Genomic DNA, 17,302 nt, shown 5'->3' on the forward strand with positions numbered 1-17,302 from the left:
ATCAGGTTCAGCACCCAGAGGGTGATCGCCAGGGGAACCAGGACCAGCAGGCCGGTGACGAAATATTTGCGCATGGTGTTCTAGGGCTTGGAGCGTGCTCGGTGGTCGTGATCGCCGTTATGCCGCGGACGTCGCGCTGCCGGCATTGGCGGCACAGCCGCCGGTGCCGCAGCCTTCGGTGCCGCAGCTGGCTTCGGCTGCCGCCGGCTTGCTCGCCGTGGAGGCGGACGAACCGTTGTTGCGGAAATCAGTGGCATACCAGCCGGTGCCCTTGAGCTGGAAGCCGGCGGCGGTGACTTGTTTCTTGAAGCTGCCCTTCCCGCACGACGGGCAATCCGTCAGGGGCGCGTCGGACAGTTTTTGCAGTACATCTTTGGCGAAACCGCATGTCTCGCAGCGATAAGCATAAATAGGCATGGGAACCTCTCGCAAAAATCATCCAAAACCCTGAATTATAAAGGTTTTTAGGGGGATTTTGCGTGCATCGGGGAAAGCCTGCGGCGGAAAAGGGAAACGGCCGGTCCCATTGCGGGAAACCAGCCGTCCGAAGTTGCCGACGATTCAACAAGCAGGCGGTCAGCCGTGCGCGCCTTGGGCGGAATGATGCGGTTCGTGCCGGTTCTTCAAGACCTGCGGCATCAGCGAACCGGCAAGCATGCCGGCGAAAGCGGCGATCAGGCCGGCGAGTTGCCCCGGGAAATGCTCGCCCAGCGTGGTGAGCTGCGGGAAGAACAGGATCCAGGTGGCGATGCCGGCGCCGACCGAGAAGATGGCGCCCTGGGTGGTTGCGCGCTTCCAGTACAGGCCCGTGACCAGCGGCACGAAGGCGCCGACCAGGGTCACCTGGTAGGCGGTGGAAACCAGGTCATAGATGGAGGTGCCTTTCATTGCGATCGCATACGACAGCACCAGCGCCGCGAACACCACCAGGGTGCAGCGCATGGCGAACAGTTGCTGGCGGTCGCTCATGTGCGGGCGCAGGTTCTTCAGGATGTTCTCGACGAAGCTGGTCGAGGGGGCGAGCAGCGTGGCCGACGAGGTGCTCTTGATCGCCGACACCAGCGCGCCGAAGAAGAGGATCTGCATGATCAGCGGCATTTTCGTCATGATGAAGGTCGGCAGCAGGCGCTGGTAATCGTCCTTGGCGATCTCGAGCGCGCTCTCGCCCATGACCACGACGGCACTGGTGACGATGAACATGGGCACGAACGCAAACAGGATGTAGCTGGCGCCGCCGATGATGGCGCCGGTGCGTGCCGTCGGCGCATCCTTGGCCGACATCACGCGCTGGAACACGTCCTGCTGGGGAATACTGCCGAGCATCATCGTCAAGGCGGCGCCGATGAAGAAGGCAATCTCGGTGAAGGTCGGTTCCGGGAAGAATTTCCAGAGGTCGGCCTGTGCCGCGACGGCGAACACCTTGTCCGAGCCGCCGGCGAGGTCGGCCGAGAAGAAGGCGATGATGCTCAGGCCGATCACCAGCACGATCATCTGGATGAAATCGGTCCAGGCCACGGCGAGGAAGCCGCCGATCACCACATAGATAAGCACCGCGAGCGTGCCGACGATCATCCCGGCCGTCTCCGACATGGCGCCGTTGGTCAGCACGGTAAACACCAGTCCGAGGGCGGTGATCTGCGCCGCCACCCACCCGAGGTAGCTCAGGATGATGGCAACCGAACAAAACACTTCGATGCCCTTGCCGTAACGGTTGCGGTAGAAGTCGCCGATGGTCAGCAGGTTCTGCTTGTAGAGCTTGGTCGCGAAGAACATGCCGACCAGGATCAGGCAGGTGCCCGCGCCGAACGGGTCTTCGACGATGGCGTTCAGGCCGCCCTGCACGAACTTGGCGGGAATCCCCATCACGGTCTCGGCACCGAACCAGGTAGCGAACGTTGTCGTCACGACCATGATCAGCGGCAGGCTGCGTCCGGCCACCGCGAAGTCGCTGGTGTTCTTGATGCGCGTACCCGCCCAGACACCCAGCGCGAGCGTGCCCAGCAAGTACAGCACGACGAAGGTTATCAGTGTGTAGTCCATGTTGTCTGCTCCGCATGATTGGAGATCGCTTGCCTGTGGCGCGTGCAGCTATTGCGTCTGGCCGGCAAATTTTTCCGCGATTATATCCGCAGATGCCGGCCCGAACGCCGGTGCAAGGGAAAAAAGCAATGAGTGTGCGAACTACGCAGCAGTACGGCGGCGCCACACCTGCCAGCGCTCCTTGCCGGCAAAGACCGGAAGGGAATCGGCGACGGCCTCGTCCGCGATGCATTCGAAGTCGGGCGCAAGCAGCGCGTCCAGTTCGTCGCGGGTAATGCCGAAGGGCGGGCCCTTGGGGGCATCGTCGAAAAAGAAGAAGCCGGCGAGAAGGCCGCCCGGCGGCAGCAATGCGGCCCAGCGCTCGGCAATGGCACCGCGCATGCGCGGCGGCAAGGCGCAGAAGAATGCGCGCTCGTAAATGAGTTCGACCGGTTGGGCAGGCGCGAACGTGAAGAAGTCGGCTTCGACCACCCGGTTGCCCCAGGGCCCGAGGACTTTGCGCGCTGCCTCGACGGCAGCGCCGGAAAAATCGATTGCCGTCACGTCCCAGCCGGCCTGCGACAGGGCGCCCACTTCGTACCCGGTTCCGCAGCCGGGGATGAGCGTGACGTAGGGCCGGCCGGCCTCGGCGACGAAGCGCAGCAGGCGTGCCGGGACGCCGCCGCGGTCCCAGGGCATGAAGCCGTGTTCGAAGCGCTCGCTCCAGAAATCGGGAACGGTCGGGTCGCGGGTTTCGAAGCTGGGAGCGGACATGGCCTTACCACCAATGCATGAGCTGGTACCAGCGCAGCATGATCTGCGCGAGGATGATGCCGCCGGCGAGACCGCCGCCGAAGAACACGAGGAAGCCGAGCAGGCGATTGGTGCGCCTCTGCTCGTCGACCAGCTGCTTGAGCAGATCGGCATTGTGCTGCGGCTCCTCCGACTGCTTCAACAGTGCGTGGTGCAGCAGGCGCGGGATTTCCGGAATGATCTTGTTGTAATGCGTGGCCTCTTCCTTGAAGCGGGCGACCATGCCGCGCCAGCCGACCTGCTCGTCCATCCAGCGTTCGAGGTAGGGCTTGGCGGTCTTCCACAGGTCGAGGTCGGGGTCGAGCTGGCGGCCGAGACCCTCGATGTTAAGCAGCGTCTTTTGCAGCAGCACGAGCTGCGGCTGCACCTCGACGTTGAAACGGCGCGAGGTCTGGAACAGGCGCAGCAGCACCTGCCCGAACGAAATGTCGCGCAGGGGGCGGTCGAAGATCGGTTCGCAGCAGGCGCGCACCGCGGCCTCGAGCTCGTCGACGCGCGTTTCCTTCGGCGCCCAGCCGGATTCGATGTGTGCTTCCGCCACGCGCTTGTAATCGCGGCGGAAGAAGGCAAGGAAGTTCTGCGACAGGTAATCCTTGTCATAGTCGGTGAGCGTTCCGACAATGCCGAAGTCCAGCGCGATGTACCGTCCGAAGGTCTTCGGATCGATGGACACGAGGATGTTCCCCGGATGCATGTCGGCGTGGAAGAAGCCGTCGCGGAACACCTGGGTGAAAAAGATTTCGACGCCGTCGCTGGACAGCTTTTTCATGTCGACGCCCGCTGCCACCAGCCTGGCCGTCTGAGAGATCGGGATGCCGTGCATGCGCTCCATCACGATCACCGAGGTGGAGCAGTAATCCCAGAACATTTCCGGCACGATCAGCAGCTGCGACTGCAGGAAGTTGCGGCGCAGCTGGCTGGCGTTGGCCGCTTCGCGCATCAGGTCCAGCTCGTCATGCAGGTACTTGTCGAACTCGGCGACGACTTCCTTCGGCTTGAGCCGGCGGCCGTCGGCCCAGAGCCGCTCGACCCAGCTTGCCGCAAGCTTCATCAGCGCGATATCGCTTTCGATGGAGCGCTTCATGCCCGGGCGCAGCACCTTGACCGCGACTTCCGTGCCGTCCTTCAGCTTGGCGAAATGGACTTGCGCAATCGATGCCGAGGCTACCGGCTCGCGCTCGAACTCGGCGAACAGGCGATCGGGATGCGCACCGAGCGACTTGACGATCTGCTCGATGGCCAGATCGGTCGGGAACGGCGGCACGCGGTCCTGCAGTTTCGCCAGTTCGTCGGCGATGTCGGGCGGCATCAGATCGCGCCGCGTGGACAGCACCTGGCCGAACTTGACGAAGATCGGCCCGAGGTCTTCCAGCGCCTGCCGCAGCCGCACGCCACGCGGCGCGGAGATGTCGCGCCAGAAGAAGAAGGCGTCGATCAGCCTGCTGATGCCCGGCCGGTCGAGTGTTGAAATGGCGATGTTGTCCAGGCCATAGCGGATTGCAACACGGATGATCTTGAATAGCCGCAGGGATTTGAACAGCATTTAGCGGCTTTCCTTGAGTTTTTCGATGCGCTTGGCCAGGCGCTCGACATCGTCGCGCAGGCGGGTCACTTCGCTGGAGAAGTCGTTCACGGCCTGCGGCCGCACCAGCACCGGATTCTCTTCGAGGAAATATTCGGCGACGTTCTCCACCAGCTTCTGCTGTGTGGTCTTTGCCGCAGAGAGCATGCTGCGCGCGGTGCCGGCGATGCGCACGGCGGCGGCGTCGCCCACCAGTTTGGCCAGGTCCTCTTCCGCCTCCCAGCGCAGGTTCTCGCTCAATTGCGAAACGGCATTGGCGAAGTCGGCGTCGCCCTCGATCTGCACATAGGAAAACGCGTGTTCGCGGTTCTGGAGGATGACCGGAAGGTCCGACAGCTTGACGCGGATCGTGACGTTCTGCGGCTCGTCAGCCGTGGCGTCCTCGACCATGCCGTCGGCGCCGGCCTTCAGGCGCAGCGCCACCAGACCGGCGTCGAACACGGCCACCTTGCCGGCGTGCCGGGCAAGCTTTTCCCGCGCCCAGGGTTCGCGGGCGAGCAAATGATTGATCGCGGCGGAGACAGGTGAAATCATGTTCACAAAATAAAACCGCCCGTGACGATCCACGGGCGGCCTCCAGTTTACCAGTTCAGGAAGCGTTGTTTCAGGATAATTGTTGGATACCGGCAAGGACCCAGCCACCCTGACCCGCCACCGGTTTGTTCAGGTTCCACACCTCGGCGAAGGGCTCGACCGGGGCATTTTCGGCTTCCCTGATCATGCCGGCGAACTTCACGCTGGCATGGTATTCATCGCCCACCTGCTGCAGTGCGAGCAGTTCCGCATCCAGCGACACCACGTCGGTATGATTCGCCGAGGCACCGCGCTCCTGCAATTGCAGGCGCAGTTCGCCGAACATTTCCGGGGTCGAGAATTCGCGGATGTCGTTCACGTCGGCCCGGTCCCACGCCGCCTGCAGACGGATTAAATACGTCTTTGCGTGACGCAGGAAGCCGGCCACGTCGAAGTCTGCGGGCACGTTTACCGTGCTGGCGGTTGCGGGCACCTGGTCCGCCTGGAATGCAGCAGGCTGGGGCCGCGGCTCAAGGCGCGAGCCGATCTCCGGCGTGCGCATGGTGGGGCTCGGACCGGCACCGGCGCCGGCATAAGCGGGCTTTGCACCCTGGCTGGGGCCGTTCTTGCCGCGCACGAGGCGCAGGATGAACATCACGGCCAGCGCCAGCAAGGCGATCATCAAGACCGTGCCGATGATGTTGGCGAGCGCGCCGCCGATGCCCAGATGGGAGAGCAAGGCGCCCAGGCCGAGGCCGAGCAAGGCGCCGCCGAGGATGTTGCGCCACGGGCTGGCCGGACGTGCCGGAGCGGCCTGCGGTGCGGCAGCGGGAGCGGCAGGCTGCGCCTGGCTCGGGTTGGCCGCCTGGTTGGGCGACTGCATCGGCTGCTGGCGGCTAATGCCTTGCGACTGGCGGCCGAACGAGCCGCCGCCGCCCATGCGTTTGGCTTCCGCCTCGGAAACCACCATCGAGGCGGCACTGAGGGCAACCATCAGTGCGACGAGGAATTTCTTCATGACACTCTCCTTACAGCTTGATCCCGGTGTGCAACGCGGCCACACCGGCCGTGAGGTTGTAATAGTCCACACGCTCCAGCCCGGCATCCTGCATCATGCGCTTCAGGGTTTCCTGGTCCGGATGCATGCGGATCGACTCGGCAAGGTAACGGTAGCTTTCGGAATCGTTGGCGACCTTCTTGCCCAGCCACGGCAGCACCGAGAATGAATATACGTCGTACGGTTTTTGCAGCGGCTCCCATACCTTGGAGAACTCCAGCACGAGAAGTTTCCCGCCCGGCTTGAGAACGCGCTGCATTTCTGCCAGCGCCTGGTCCTTGTGGGTCATGTTGCGCAGGCCGAAGGCAACAGAAACCCGATCGAAGTAGTTGCTGGGAAACGGCAGCTTCTCGGCGTCACACAGCAAGGTGGGGGTGACCATGCCCTTGTTCAACAGGCGGTCGCGGCCGACGCGCAGCATCGATTCGTTGATGTCGGTGAGCCATACTTCCCCGCTGGGGCCGGCCTGTTTCGCGAACGCCTTGGCCAGGTCGCCGGTGCCGCCGGCAATGTCCAGTACTTTGAAGCCGGGACGCACACCCGCCTGAGCGATGGTGAAGGTTTTCCAGAGCCGGTGCAGCCCGCCCGACATGAGGTCGTTCATCACGTCGTACTTGGCGGCGACGGAATGAAAAACCTGGGCGACTTTCTCGACCTTCTGGTCTTCGGGAATGGTTTCGAAACCGAAATGCGTTGTATTCGTCATGGCACGGCCTTGTTTGTCCAAGCCGCATTATACAAGCGCGGGGCGCTGCCAAACCTCAATGACCGCAGCCGCGTCCTTCGCTGAGCATGGGGGCATCGCGCCCGGTCTCGCGCGTGAAGCCGGCCGCTTCGAGCCGCTTCAGGTAATCCTCCCACAGTTGCGCCTGATTGGCGCCCAGCCAGTACAGGTAGTCCCAGGTGTAGATGCCGGTATTGTGGGAGTCGGAGAAATGGAGTTGCACAGCATAGTTGCCGACGGGCTCGACCGCCGTGAGCAGCACCTCGCGCTTGCCGGTCTGCAGCACTTCCTGGCCCGTGCCGTGACCGCGTACTTCGGCGGACGGCGAGTAGACGCGCAGCAGCTCGAAGGGCAGCGAATAGCTTTCGCCGGAATCGAAGGCAAGTTCAAGGACACGCGACTGCTTGCGCACTGTCAGCGATGTCGGCACAGCGCCCGACTTTTTCATTTCAGCCATAGCTCGGATTCCGGCAAGGGATTACAGCAGGGATTGCTCGAAACGCTCGAGCAGCCGTTCGCGCAGCCGCGGGACGAGCGCGCTGCGCCTTGCAATGTCGGCGGAGGCAGGGGTACGCCTGACTTCGCCCCAGATCGGGTTCGGGTAGTGCGCGTCGTTCTCGTAGCGCGGCACCACATGCCAGTGCACATGCGGAACTACGTTGCCGAGGCTGGCGACATTGACCTTGTCCGGCTGCATCACTTCGCGCACCACCTCTTCCACCTGCCAGACGGCGGCAATCAGAATGGCACGCTCGGCCGTCGAGAGGTCGGTCATCTCGCGCTGGTGGGCGTTCCAGATCACGCGGCAAAAGCCGGGATAGCGCTCGTCGTCCACCAGCACGATGCGGTAGTTATCATCCCGGTAGATGACCTCGCCGCCGGGATGCATGCACAGTTCGCAGGCTTCCTTTGCCATCGTTTACACCAGAACGCGTTCGATGCCGCCGCTGTTGGCCTTGGCCACGTAGTCCGGCATCCAGTTTTCGCCGAGCAGATGGCGCGCCATTTCCACCACGATGTAATCGGCGGTCGTGCCCGCATCCTCGTTGTAGCGCTCCAGGCCCTGGAAGCAGGACGGGCAGGACGTGAGGATCTTCACATCGCCGCTGAAGCCGTCGTTGCGCAGCTTGTCCGCGCCCTTGCGCATTTCCTCTTCCTTGCGGAAGCGGATCTGCGTGGAAATGTCCGGGCGGCTCACGCCGAGGGTGCCGGATTCGCCGCAGCAGCGCTCGTTCTTTTCGACCTTCTGCCCGTCGGCCGTGGTGATCAGCGCATTCACCGTCTTCATCGGGTCCTGCTGCTTCATCGGGCTGTGGCACGGGTCGTGGTACATGTAGCGCACGCCGCCCACGCCTTCCAGCTTCACGCCTTTTTCGAGGAGATATTCGTGGATGTCGATGATCCGGCAGCCCGGGAAGATCTTCTCGAATTCGTAGCCTTCCAGCTGGTCGTAGCAGGTTCCGCACGAGACTACGACCGTCTTGATATCGAGGTAGTTCAGGGTGTTGGCAACGCGGTGGAACAGCACGCGGTTGTCCGTCATCATCTTTTCCGCCTTGTCGTACTGGCCCGAGCCGCGCTGCGGATAACCGCAGCACAGGTAACCCGGCGGCAGCACGGTCTGCACGCCGACGTGCCACAGCATTGCCTGCGTGGCCAGGCCGACTTGCGAGAACAGACGCTCGGAGCCGCAGCCGGGGAAGTAGAACACCGCCTCGGTGTCGGCAGTGGTCGTCTTCGGGTTGCGGATGATGGGGACGATCTTGTCATCCTCGATGTCGAGCAGCGCGCGCGCCGTCTTCTTCGGCAGGTTGCCCGGCATCTTCTTGTTGATGAAGTGGATCACCTGTTCCTTGACCGGCGGCTTGCCGTGCGTCGCCGGCGGCGCCTTGGTCTGCTTCCTGGCGAACTTCTTCAGCACGTCGTTGGCCAGGCGCTGCGCCTTGTAGCCGAGGCCGGTCATGGCCGCGCGGGTGGCGTTGATGGTGGCCGGGTCGGTCGCGTTCAGGAAGAACATGGCCGCGGTGGTGCCGGGATTGAAGGACTTCTTGTCCATCTTGCGCAGCAGGTTGCGCATGTTCATCGACACATTGCCGAAATCGATGTCAACCGGGCACGGCGTCACGCACTTGTGGCAGACGGTGCAGTGGTCGGCGACGTCTTCGAACTCTTCCCAGTGCTTGATCGATACGCCGCGGCGGGTCTGCTCTTCGTACAGGAAGGCTTCCACCAGCAGCGAGGTGGCGAGGATCTTGTTGCGCGGCGAGTACAACAGGTTGGCGCGCGGCACGTGGGTGGCGCACACGGGCTTGCATTTGCCGCAGCGCAGGCAGTCCTTGACGCTGTTGGCGATGGCGCCGATGTCGCTCTGCTGCATGATCAGCGATTCATGCCCCATCAGGCCGAACGACGGCGTATAGGCATTGCGCAGGTCGGAGGGCATGGCCGGGTCGTTGAGCAGCTTGCCCTTGTTGAAGCGGCCTTCCGGGTCCACGCGCTTCTTGTACTCGCGGAAATCGCGGATCTCGTCCTCGGTCAGGAACTCCAGCTTGGTGATGCCGATGCCGTGCTCGCCGGAGATTACGCCGTTGAGCGAGCGCGCCAGCGTCATGATGCGGGCGACCGCCGCGTGGGCGTCCTGCAGCATCTCGTAGTGGTCGGAGTTGACCGGGATATTGGTGTGCACGTTGCCGTCGCCCGCGTGCATGTGCAACGCGACGAACACGCGGCCGCGCAGCACGCGCTTGTGGATCGCGCTGCACTCGTCGAGGATCAGCTTGAAGGCGGCGCCGTTGAAGATCTGGCGCAGCGCCGCGCGCACTTCCGCCTTCCACGAGACGCGGATGGTGCGGTCCTGCACGACGTTGAACACGCTGGCATCCGGCTGGCGCTGCAGGCGCTCGTCGAGCCAGGTGGTCGAGACCTGCAGGGCGGCCAGTTCGTCGCGCGCCTCGCGCAGCAGCTTGTCGAGATTGCCGAGCAGGTAGGACCAGCGGTCGTGCGTCGCTTCGATCAGTTGCGCCGCCTGCGCCACGCGGTCGCCCAGCAGTTCCTCGGGCGGGATGTCGGTATCCGCATCCTCGCTCTTGCCCAGCGGCAGATGGGACGATGCGAAGAAGCGGCGCAGTTCGGCCAGCAGCTGCAGCTTGTTCTTGATCGAGAGTTCGATGTTGATGCGTTCGATGCCGTCGGTGTACTCGCCCATGCGGTCGAGCGGGATCACCACGTCTTCGTTGATCTTGAACGCATTGGTGTGCTTGGCGATCGCGGCGGTGCGGGCGCGGTCCAGCCAGAATTTCTTGCGCGCTTCCGGGCTGATGGCGACGAAGCCTTCGCCGACGCGCGTGTTCGCCATGCGGATCACTTCGGATGCGGCGCGGGCCACGGCGTCTTCATCGTCGCCGACGATGTCGCCGAACAGCGCCATCTTCGGCAGCACGCCGCGCTTGGACTTGGTCGCGTAGCCGACGGCGCGCAGGTAACGTTCGTCGAGGTGCTCCAGGCCGGCGAGGATGGCGCCGCCTTTCTTCGCCTCGGCATCGAGGTAATCCTTGATCTCGACGATGGACGGAATGGCATCGCGCGCCTGGCCGAAGAATTCGAGGCAGACGGTGCGCGCGTGCTTGGGCATCTTGTGCAGGATCCAGCGCGCCGAGGTGATCAGGCCGTCCGTGCCTTCCTTCTGGATGCCCGGCAGGCCGGCCAGGAACTTGTCGGTCACGTCCTTGCCCAGGCCTTCCTTGCGGAAGCGGCGGCCTTCGATTTCCAGGTATTCGGTCTTGAACGGCTTGTTGCTCTTGCCCTTGTCGGCCGGGTGCGTCCACTCCAGCTTGAACTTCGCCACCGGCGCGTCGTGGATCTTGCCGAGGTTGTGCCCGATGCGCGTGACTTCCAGCCAGTCGCCGTTGGGGTCGACCATGCGCCAGCTCGCGAGGTTGTCGAGCGCGGTGCCCCACAGCACGGCCTTCTTGCCGCCGGCGTTCATCGCGATGTTGCCGCCGATGCAGGATGCCTCGGCGGATGTCGGGTCGACCGCGAACACGAAGCCGGCCTTTTCGGCGGCGTCGGAGACGCGCTTGGTCACCACGCCGGCGCCGGCGTAGATGGTGGCGTACTGGCGGTCGACGTCCGGCAGCGTAGTCATTTCGACCGCGCCGAGCTGTTCCAGCTTTTCGGTGTTGATGACGGCCGACAGCGGCGTCAGCGGGACTGCGCCGCCGGTATAGCCGGTGCCGCCCCCGCGCGGGATGATGGTCAGGCCGAGCTCGATGCAGGCCTTGACCAGGCCGGCCATCTCGTCCTCGCCGTCCGGCGTCAGCACGACGAAGGGATATTCGACGCGCCAGTCGGTGGCATCAGTCACGTGGGAGACGCGCGAGAGGCCGTCGAACTTGATGTTGTCCTTGGCGGTGTAGCGGCCCAGCACCTTGACGGCGCGCTTGCGCAGGTCGTAGGTCTGGCGGAATTCCTCGCCGAAATCGGCGACCGCCTTGCGGGCGGCCTTCACCAGCATTTCCACGTTGGCGCTGCGGCGGCGTGCCTGCGCGTCGCCGGCGTCGGCCAGTTCGGTCGCCAGGCGGCGCTTTTCGACCTCGGACAGACGGTGGTTGAGCGCGTCGATCAGCGCCTGGCGCCGGCGCGGGTTGTCCAGCATGTCGTCCTGCAGGTAGGGATTGCGGCGCACCACCCAGATGTCACCCAGCACTTCGTACAGCATGCGCGCCGAACGGCCGGTCTGGCGCTCGCTGCGCAGTTCGTCCAGCAGGCGCCAGGATTCCTCGCCCAGCAGGCGGATCACGATCTCGCGGTCGGAGAACGAGGTGTAGTTGTACGGGATTTCGCGCAGTCGGGTGGGGACGATGTCACTGGGCGCGTCGGAAAGCAGAGCGTGGATGTGTGCGGGGGCGTTCATCAGAATGTCAAGACAGACCCTTAAAGGGGCATTTTAGCTTATTGCATTGCACCAGGCCGGAACAGCCTTACATCCTATGCGGCTAAATGCGGCAAATATGCGTCGAACCGGCGAAAAACGGTGCCAATCTTGCAATATCTTCAAAACAGGTTCGCCAGCGACCGCCAGAAACCGTCGGGGATGTAAAGGAGCACGGTGGTCATGGTGAGGTAGCGCAGGAATTTGCCGATTGCCATATAGATCACGCACGGCCAGAACGGCAGTTTCAGCCATCCGCCGAGGGTGCAGAGCGGATCGCCCACGCCGGGCAGCCAGGACAGGAGCATCGTCTTGGCCCCGAAGCGCTGCAGCCAGCCGAACCAATGGGTTTCCCGCTCCTTCGCGAAGGCCTGCTTGGCGCCGTATCCGATCCAGTAGTCGATGATGCCGCCGATGGTATTGCCGAGGGTGGCCACGCCGATGGCGGGCCAGAACAGGGCGCCGTTGGCCTTGATGACGGCGAACACCGCCGGCTCGGAGCCGAGCGGGAGCAAGGTGGCGGAGATGACGCTGACCACGAATACCGAGGTCAGCCCGACGTCGGGAACGGCGAGCACGCCAAGCAGCCAGCGAATTGCGGATTCGATCATCGGGACGGGTTGGGGGAATCGACAAGGCCGTCCATTATAATGGCGGGCTGCATGCGCATTGGGGAATGCATGCAGCCGACTATCACGCTATGACTACCGACTACCTACAGAAAATCCTGACCGCCCGTGTCTACGACGTCGCCGTCGAGACGCCGCTCGAACTGGCGCCGACGCTCTCGCAGCGCATGGACAACCGCATCTATCTCAAGCGCGAGGACTTCCAGAGCGTGTTCAGCTTCAAGCTGCGCGGCGCTTACAACAAAATGGCGCACCTGACGCCGGCCCAGCTCAAGCGCGGCGTCATCTGCGCCTCCGCCGGCAACCATGCGCAGGGCGTGGCGCTGTCGGCCGCAAGGCTGGGCTGCCGGGCGGTGATCGTGATGCCGACCACCACGCCGCCGGTGAAGATGGAAGCGGTGCGGGCGCGCGGCGGCGAGGTGGTCCTGTTCGGCGACTCCTTCACCGATGCCTACAACCACGCGCTGACCCTGGAAAAGAAACTCAAGCTGACCTTCGTCCATCCCTTCGACGATCCCTACGTGATCGCCGGCCAGGGCACCATCGGCATGGAAATCCTGCGCCAGCACTCCGAGCCCATCCACGCGATCTTCTGCGCGATCGGCGGCGGCGGCCTGGTCGCGGGTGTGGCGGCCTATGTCAAGGCAGTGCGCCCGGACATCAAGGTGATCGGCGTGCAAACCACCGATTCCGACGCGATGGCGCGCAGCCTCAAGGCCGGCCGCCGTGTGACCCTGACCGATGTCGGCCTGTTCTCGGACGGTACCGCCGTCAAGCTGGCCGGCGAGGAAACCTTCCGCATCGCGCGACAGCATGTGGATGAAGTGATCCTGGTCGATACCGACGAAGTCTGCGCGGCGATCAAGGACGTGTTCCAGGATTCGCGCAGCATCCTCGAACCCGCCGGCGCGCTCGCCGTCGCCGGCGCCAAGGCGTATGTCGAGCGCTCGCGCGCCGGCAAGAAGCCCATCAGCGGCCAGACGCTGGTGACCGTCACCAGCGGCGCCAACATGAATTTCGACCGCCTGCGCTTCGTCGCCGAGATGGCCGAGGTCGGCGAGGCGCGCGAGGCGTTGTTCGCGGTGACCATTCCGGAAGAACGCGGCAGCTTCAAGCGTTTCTGCGAGCTGGTGGGACCGCGCAATGTCACCGAATTCAACTACCGCATCAGCGATGACAAGGTCGCGCATGTCTTCGTCGGCATCCAGATTTCCAACCGTGACGAATCGGGCAAGATCTCGAAGAATTTCGAAAAGCACGGCTTCAAGACGCTGGATCTCACGCACGACGAACTGGCCAAGCTGCACGTGCGCCATCTGGTCGGCGGCAAGAGCCCGCTGGCACACGACGAACTGCTGTACCGCTTCGAATTCCCCGAGCGTCCGGGCGCGCTGATGCGTTTCCTCGACAGCATGGCGCCGAACTGGAACATCAGTCTGTTCCATTACCGCAACCAGGGTGGCGACGTCGGCCGCATCCTGGTCGGCCTGCAGGTCCCGAAGAAGGAAATGAAGGCCTTCCGGGAATTCCTTTCCAGCCTCGGCTACCGCAATTGGGACGAAACCGACAACCCGGTCTACAAGCTGTTCCTCTAAGAAGGCGACAGCGGCCGAACCGAGGGGGCCGGCCGCTGTCATATACATCACGGCCCTCTCGACTGCTCTTTCTGGCTTCGCGCCACCTTGCGTATGACAACCACCAACCAGCCGGAAGCCTCGCCGCTCGGCAAACCCACGTCCTACCAGGCCGAATACGCGCCGTCGCTCCTGTTCCCCATCCCGCGCGAGCAGAAGCGGCAGGAAATCGGCATTGCGGGCACCCTGCCCTTCTTCGGCGTCGACATCTGGAATGCGTATGAACTGTCGTGGCTGAACCTGCGCGGCAAGCCTCAGGTTGCCCTCGCCACCTTCACGGTCCCGGCCGACACGCCGAACATCATTGAATCAAAGTCGTTCAAGCTCTACCTGAACTCGTTCAACCAGACGCGCGTCGCTTCCCCGGAAGCGCTGGCCGAGATGCTGCGTACCGACTTGTCGAACGGCTTCGGCTCGCCGGTGCAAGTCAAGCTCACGATGCCGGAAGACTTCAAGACCGTGCAAATGGGCGAACTCGAGGGACTGCTGCTGGACCGGCTCGACATCGAGGTCACCGAGTACAGCCCCAACCCGGCCCTGCTCAAGGCGAACTTCGAGGAGGCGATCGTGGAAGAAACGCTGCTGTCGCACCTGTTGAAATCGAACTGCCTCGTGACCGGGCAGCCGGACTGGGGCAGCGTGCAGATCCGCTACGTCGGTCCGCAGATCGACCAGGAGCACCTGCTGCAGTACCTGGTCGGCTTCCGCAACCACAACGAATTCCACGAACAGTGCGTGGAGCGGATCTTCATGGACATCATGCGCCAGTGCAAGCCGCAGAAACTATCGGTATATGCGCGGTATACCCGGCGCGGAGGGCTTGATATCAATCCGTGGCGCACCAACTTTACGACAGGCCAGCGGCCGTCGAATATGCGCAACGCGAGGCAGTGAGCTTCTTGAAGGAAACTATTTGGGGATCTACCGATCTGAGGCAGAGGCGACCGGAATGTGGCGCCGTGCCGTGCTGATAAATGTTGAATCATGCATAACCATTCCCTGTCCGCCGTCAATGTAGTTTCGTTAGGCAACACTAAGCTAAGTCATTGCACATCCCGCAGAGAAGCCTATAATGCGACTCAAAATAACGCGTTGTGCGGTGCAACATTCCGTTTTGTAACATGACCAACCTTTCCAAAATCCTGTCGGCCAAGAACGTCGTGCTTGACCTTGAAGTGTCGAGCAAGAAGCGCGCGTTCGAGCAGGCGGGATTGATCTTCGAGAACAACTGCGGCATCGCCCGCTCGGTTGTTTCGGACAATCTCTTTGCCCGCGAGCGCCTGGGTTCGACCGGTCTGGGGCATGGCGTGGCGGTTCCGCACGGCCGGATCAAGGGATTGAAGGCGCCGCTGGCAGCGTTCGTGCGCCTGAAGGAACCGATTCCGTTCGAGTCGCCCGACGGCCTCCCGGTCAAGCTGCTGGTATTCCTGCTGATCCCGGACCATGTGACGCAGCAACACCTCGAAATCCTGTCCGAGGTGGCGGAAATGTTCTCCGACGAGACCTTCCGCAACCACCTGGCCACCGATCCGGACGCGGCCTCGGTCCATTCCCGCATTATTGCGTGGGAACCGAGCGTGCATGCATAATCGGAACTCACCGGGGAGGAAACCTCCTCCCCCCGGAAACGGGTTCCCTCCATGCCTACTCAGACCAATCTCTCGATCCAACAGCTGTACGACGATACCCGCGAAGCACTGCAACTGGGGTGGTTCGCAGGCTTCCAGGGCGGCGAACGCCGCATTTCCGGCGACGCCAGCTCCGCCGCCGACCAGGTCGGCCACCTGAACCTGATCCACCCAGGACGGCTGCAGGTCTTCGGCCACCAGGAAATCCAGTACTACAACAAGCTCTCTCCCACCTCACGCAAGTACCAGACGGAAGAACTGGTCAACGGCGAGCCGCCGGCCTTCATCATTGCGCAAGGACTGGAAACGCCGCCCTATATCCTCCAGGTGTGCGACGAGCGCAACATCCCGCTGTTCTCGACACCGCTGCCGGCGGCGCAAGTCATCGATTACCTGCGCGTATACCTGTCCAAGGAGCTCGCGCAGCGTGTGACCATGCATGGGGTGTTCATGGACGTGCTGGGCGTCGGCGTGCTGATCACCGGCGAGTCCGGCCTCGGCAAGAGTGAACTCGGACTGGAACTGATTTCCCGCAACCACGGCCTGGTGGCGGACGATGCGGTGGAATTCGCGCGCATCTCGCCGACCATGATCGAAGGCCGCTGCCCCCCTCTGCTGCAAAACCTGCTGGAAGTGCGCGGCCTCGGGCTGCTCGACATCAAGACGATTTTCGGCGAGACCGCGGTGCGCCGGAAGATGCGCCTGAAACTGATCGTCCACCTGGTCCGTCGCAAGACGCTCGAGGAAAACTACGAACGCCTGCCCCTGCACTCGCAAACGGAAGAGGTGCTCGGCCTGCAGATCCGCAAGGTCATCATCCCGGTCGAGGCCGGCCGCAACCTCGCGGTGCTGCTGGAAGCCGCCGTGCGCAACACGATCCTCCAGTTGCGAGGCATCGACACGCTCAAGGAGTTCATGGAGCGGCAGCAGAAGGCCATGGGCAACGATTAACATCGTTTAACTGCGGTATGATTACCGCCTATGCGCATCATTCTCATCACTGGCATTTCCGGCTCCGGGAAATCGGTCGGACTGAATGCACTCGAAGACGCCGGCTACTTCTGCGTCGATAACCTGCCGCCCAAGTTGCTGCGCCAACTCGTCGAGACCCGCCGCGAAGAAGGCGCGGAAACCCTCGCCGTGGCAATGGATGCGCGCAGCGCCGACTCCCTGGCCAGCCTGCCGGCCGACATCCAGCAACTCAAGGATGAAGGCCACGACGTCAAGGTCCTGTTCCTCACCGCGAAGACCGAATCCCTGATTGCGCGTTTTTCGGAAACCCGCCGCAGCCACCCGCTGTCGCATCGTTTCCGTCCTGCCGGCGGCGGCGGTGACCAGCCGACGCTCACCGAATGCATCCTGCGTGAACGCGAAATGCTGTCGGCCATTGAGGGCATTGGCCATGTGATCGACACATCCGGGCTGTCGGCCAACAAGCTGCGCGCCTGGATCAAGGACCTCGTCGAGACCGAGCGTACGCCGCTGACCCTGTTGTTCGAATCCTTCGCCTTCAAGTTCGGCGTGCCGCTCGACGCGGACCTGGTGTTCGATGTCCGCGTGCTGCCCAATCCCTACTATGACCTGAGCCTGCGTCCGTACACGGGACGCGACGAACCAGTGATCGCTTACCTCGACGCGCAGGCGCATGTCGCGGAACTGCTCGCCGATATCCGCACCTTCGTCGAAAAGTGGCTGCCGGCCTTCAAGAATGACAACCGCAGCTACCTGACCATCGCGGTCGGCTGCACCGGCGGCCAGCATCGCTCGGTCTAC

General features: G+C 63.2%; 16 protein-coding genes. 5 read left to right on the forward strand and 11 right to left on the reverse strand.

Going from position 1 to position 17,302, the window contains the following annotated elements; genetic code table 11:
* Positions 1-117: 117 nt before the first annotated feature.
* From VFF99_RS13670 to VFF99_RS13720, 11 genes are all read right to left on the reverse strand, one after another.
* Positions 118-417 (reverse strand): FmdB family zinc ribbon protein, encoded by a 300-nt coding sequence (locus VFF99_RS13670; RefSeq protein WP_325018765.1) that lies wholly within the window; start codon positions 415-417, stop codon positions 118-120.
* Between the two features lie 159 nt (positions 418-576).
* Positions 577-2,040: a sodium:solute symporter family protein gene (locus tag VFF99_RS13675; RefSeq protein ID WP_325018767.1), complete on the reverse strand. Its 1,464-nt coding sequence runs from the start codon at positions 2,038-2,040 to the stop codon at positions 577-579.
* A 141-nt stretch (positions 2,041-2,181) separates the two neighbouring features.
* Positions 2,182-2,793 carry a methyltransferase domain-containing protein gene (locus tag VFF99_RS13680; protein ID WP_325018769.1) on the reverse strand — a complete coding sequence of 204 codons (612 nt, stop codon included), beginning with the start codon at positions 2,791-2,793 and terminating at the stop codon, positions 2,182-2,184.
* Between the two features lie 4 nt (positions 2,794-2,797).
* Complete coding sequence (ubiB, locus tag VFF99_RS13685) at positions 2,798-4,375, reverse strand: ubiquinone biosynthesis regulatory protein kinase UbiB (RefSeq protein WP_325018771.1); 1,578 nt, start codon at positions 4,373-4,375, stop codon at positions 2,798-2,800.
* Entirely contained in the window at positions 4,376-4,948 is a 573-nt protein-coding gene (locus VFF99_RS13690) for a ubiquinone biosynthesis accessory factor UbiJ (RefSeq protein ID WP_325018773.1), read from the reverse strand.
* Between the two features lie 70 nt (positions 4,949-5,018).
* Positions 5,019-5,945, reverse strand: coding sequence for a Tim44-like domain-containing protein (locus VFF99_RS13695; RefSeq protein WP_325018775.1), 927 nt, complete (start codon positions 5,943-5,945; stop codon positions 5,019-5,021).
* 10 nt (positions 5,946-5,955) lie between these two features.
* Positions 5,956-6,690 (reverse strand): bifunctional demethylmenaquinone methyltransferase/2-methoxy-6-polyprenyl-1,4-benzoquinol methylase UbiE, encoded by a 735-nt coding sequence (ubiE, locus tag VFF99_RS13700; RefSeq protein WP_325018777.1) that lies wholly within the window; start codon positions 6,688-6,690, stop codon positions 5,956-5,958.
* A gap of 55 nt (positions 6,691-6,745) precedes the next feature.
* Positions 6,746-7,165, reverse strand: a complete 420-nt coding sequence (locus VFF99_RS13705; protein ID WP_325018779.1) for a DUF971 domain-containing protein — start codon at positions 7,163-7,165, stop codon at positions 6,746-6,748.
* A gap of 21 nt (positions 7,166-7,186) precedes the next feature.
* Positions 7,187-7,624, reverse strand: coding sequence for an HIT family protein (locus VFF99_RS13710; RefSeq protein WP_325018781.1), 438 nt, complete (start codon positions 7,622-7,624; stop codon positions 7,187-7,189).
* Between the two features lie 3 nt (positions 7,625-7,627).
* A complete protein-coding gene (locus tag VFF99_RS13715) occupies positions 7,628-11,620 on the reverse strand; it encodes an FAD/FMN-binding oxidoreductase (RefSeq protein ID WP_325018783.1) in 3,993 nt (1,330 codons plus the stop codon).
* A 140-nt stretch (positions 11,621-11,760) separates the two neighbouring features.
* Entirely contained in the window at positions 11,761-12,249 is a 489-nt protein-coding gene (locus VFF99_RS13720; RefSeq protein ID WP_325018785.1) for a YqaA family protein, read from the reverse strand.
* A 65-nt stretch (positions 12,250-12,314) separates the two neighbouring features.
* Here VFF99_RS13720 and ilvA point away from each other — a divergent pair, with 65 nt between their 5' ends.
* The 5 genes from ilvA to rapZ form a co-directional block, all read left to right on the forward strand.
* Positions 12,315-13,862 (forward strand): threonine ammonia-lyase, biosynthetic, encoded by a 1,548-nt coding sequence (ilvA, locus tag VFF99_RS13725; protein WP_325018787.1) that lies wholly within the window; start codon positions 12,315-12,317, stop codon positions 13,860-13,862.
* 93 nt (positions 13,863-13,955) lie between these two features.
* The gene (gene queF, locus VFF99_RS13730) at positions 13,956-14,795 is read left to right on the forward strand and encodes an NADPH-dependent 7-cyano-7-deazaguanine reductase QueF (protein ID WP_325018789.1); all 840 of its coding nucleotides are present in this window, start codon (positions 13,956-13,958) and stop codon (positions 14,793-14,795) included.
* A gap of 227 nt (positions 14,796-15,022) precedes the next feature.
* Entirely contained in the window at positions 15,023-15,490 is a 468-nt protein-coding gene (locus VFF99_RS13735; RefSeq protein WP_325018791.1) for a PTS sugar transporter subunit IIA, read from the forward strand.
* A gap of 51 nt (positions 15,491-15,541) precedes the next feature.
* Positions 15,542-16,480 (forward strand): HPr(Ser) kinase/phosphatase, encoded by a 939-nt coding sequence (hprK, locus tag VFF99_RS13740; RefSeq protein ID WP_325018793.1) that lies wholly within the window; start codon positions 15,542-15,544, stop codon positions 16,478-16,480.
* Positions 16,481-16,510: 30 nt separating this feature from the next.
* Positions 16,511-17,302 (forward strand): RNase adapter RapZ (gene rapZ, locus VFF99_RS13745; RefSeq protein ID WP_325018794.1); only part of this gene is annotated, 792 nt, incomplete at its 3' end.

Origin of the sequence: Noviherbaspirillum sp., assembly GCF_035654295.1 — a bacterium.
Taxonomy (GTDB): domain Bacteria; phylum Pseudomonadota; class Gammaproteobacteria; order Burkholderiales; family Burkholderiaceae_D; genus Noviherbaspirillum.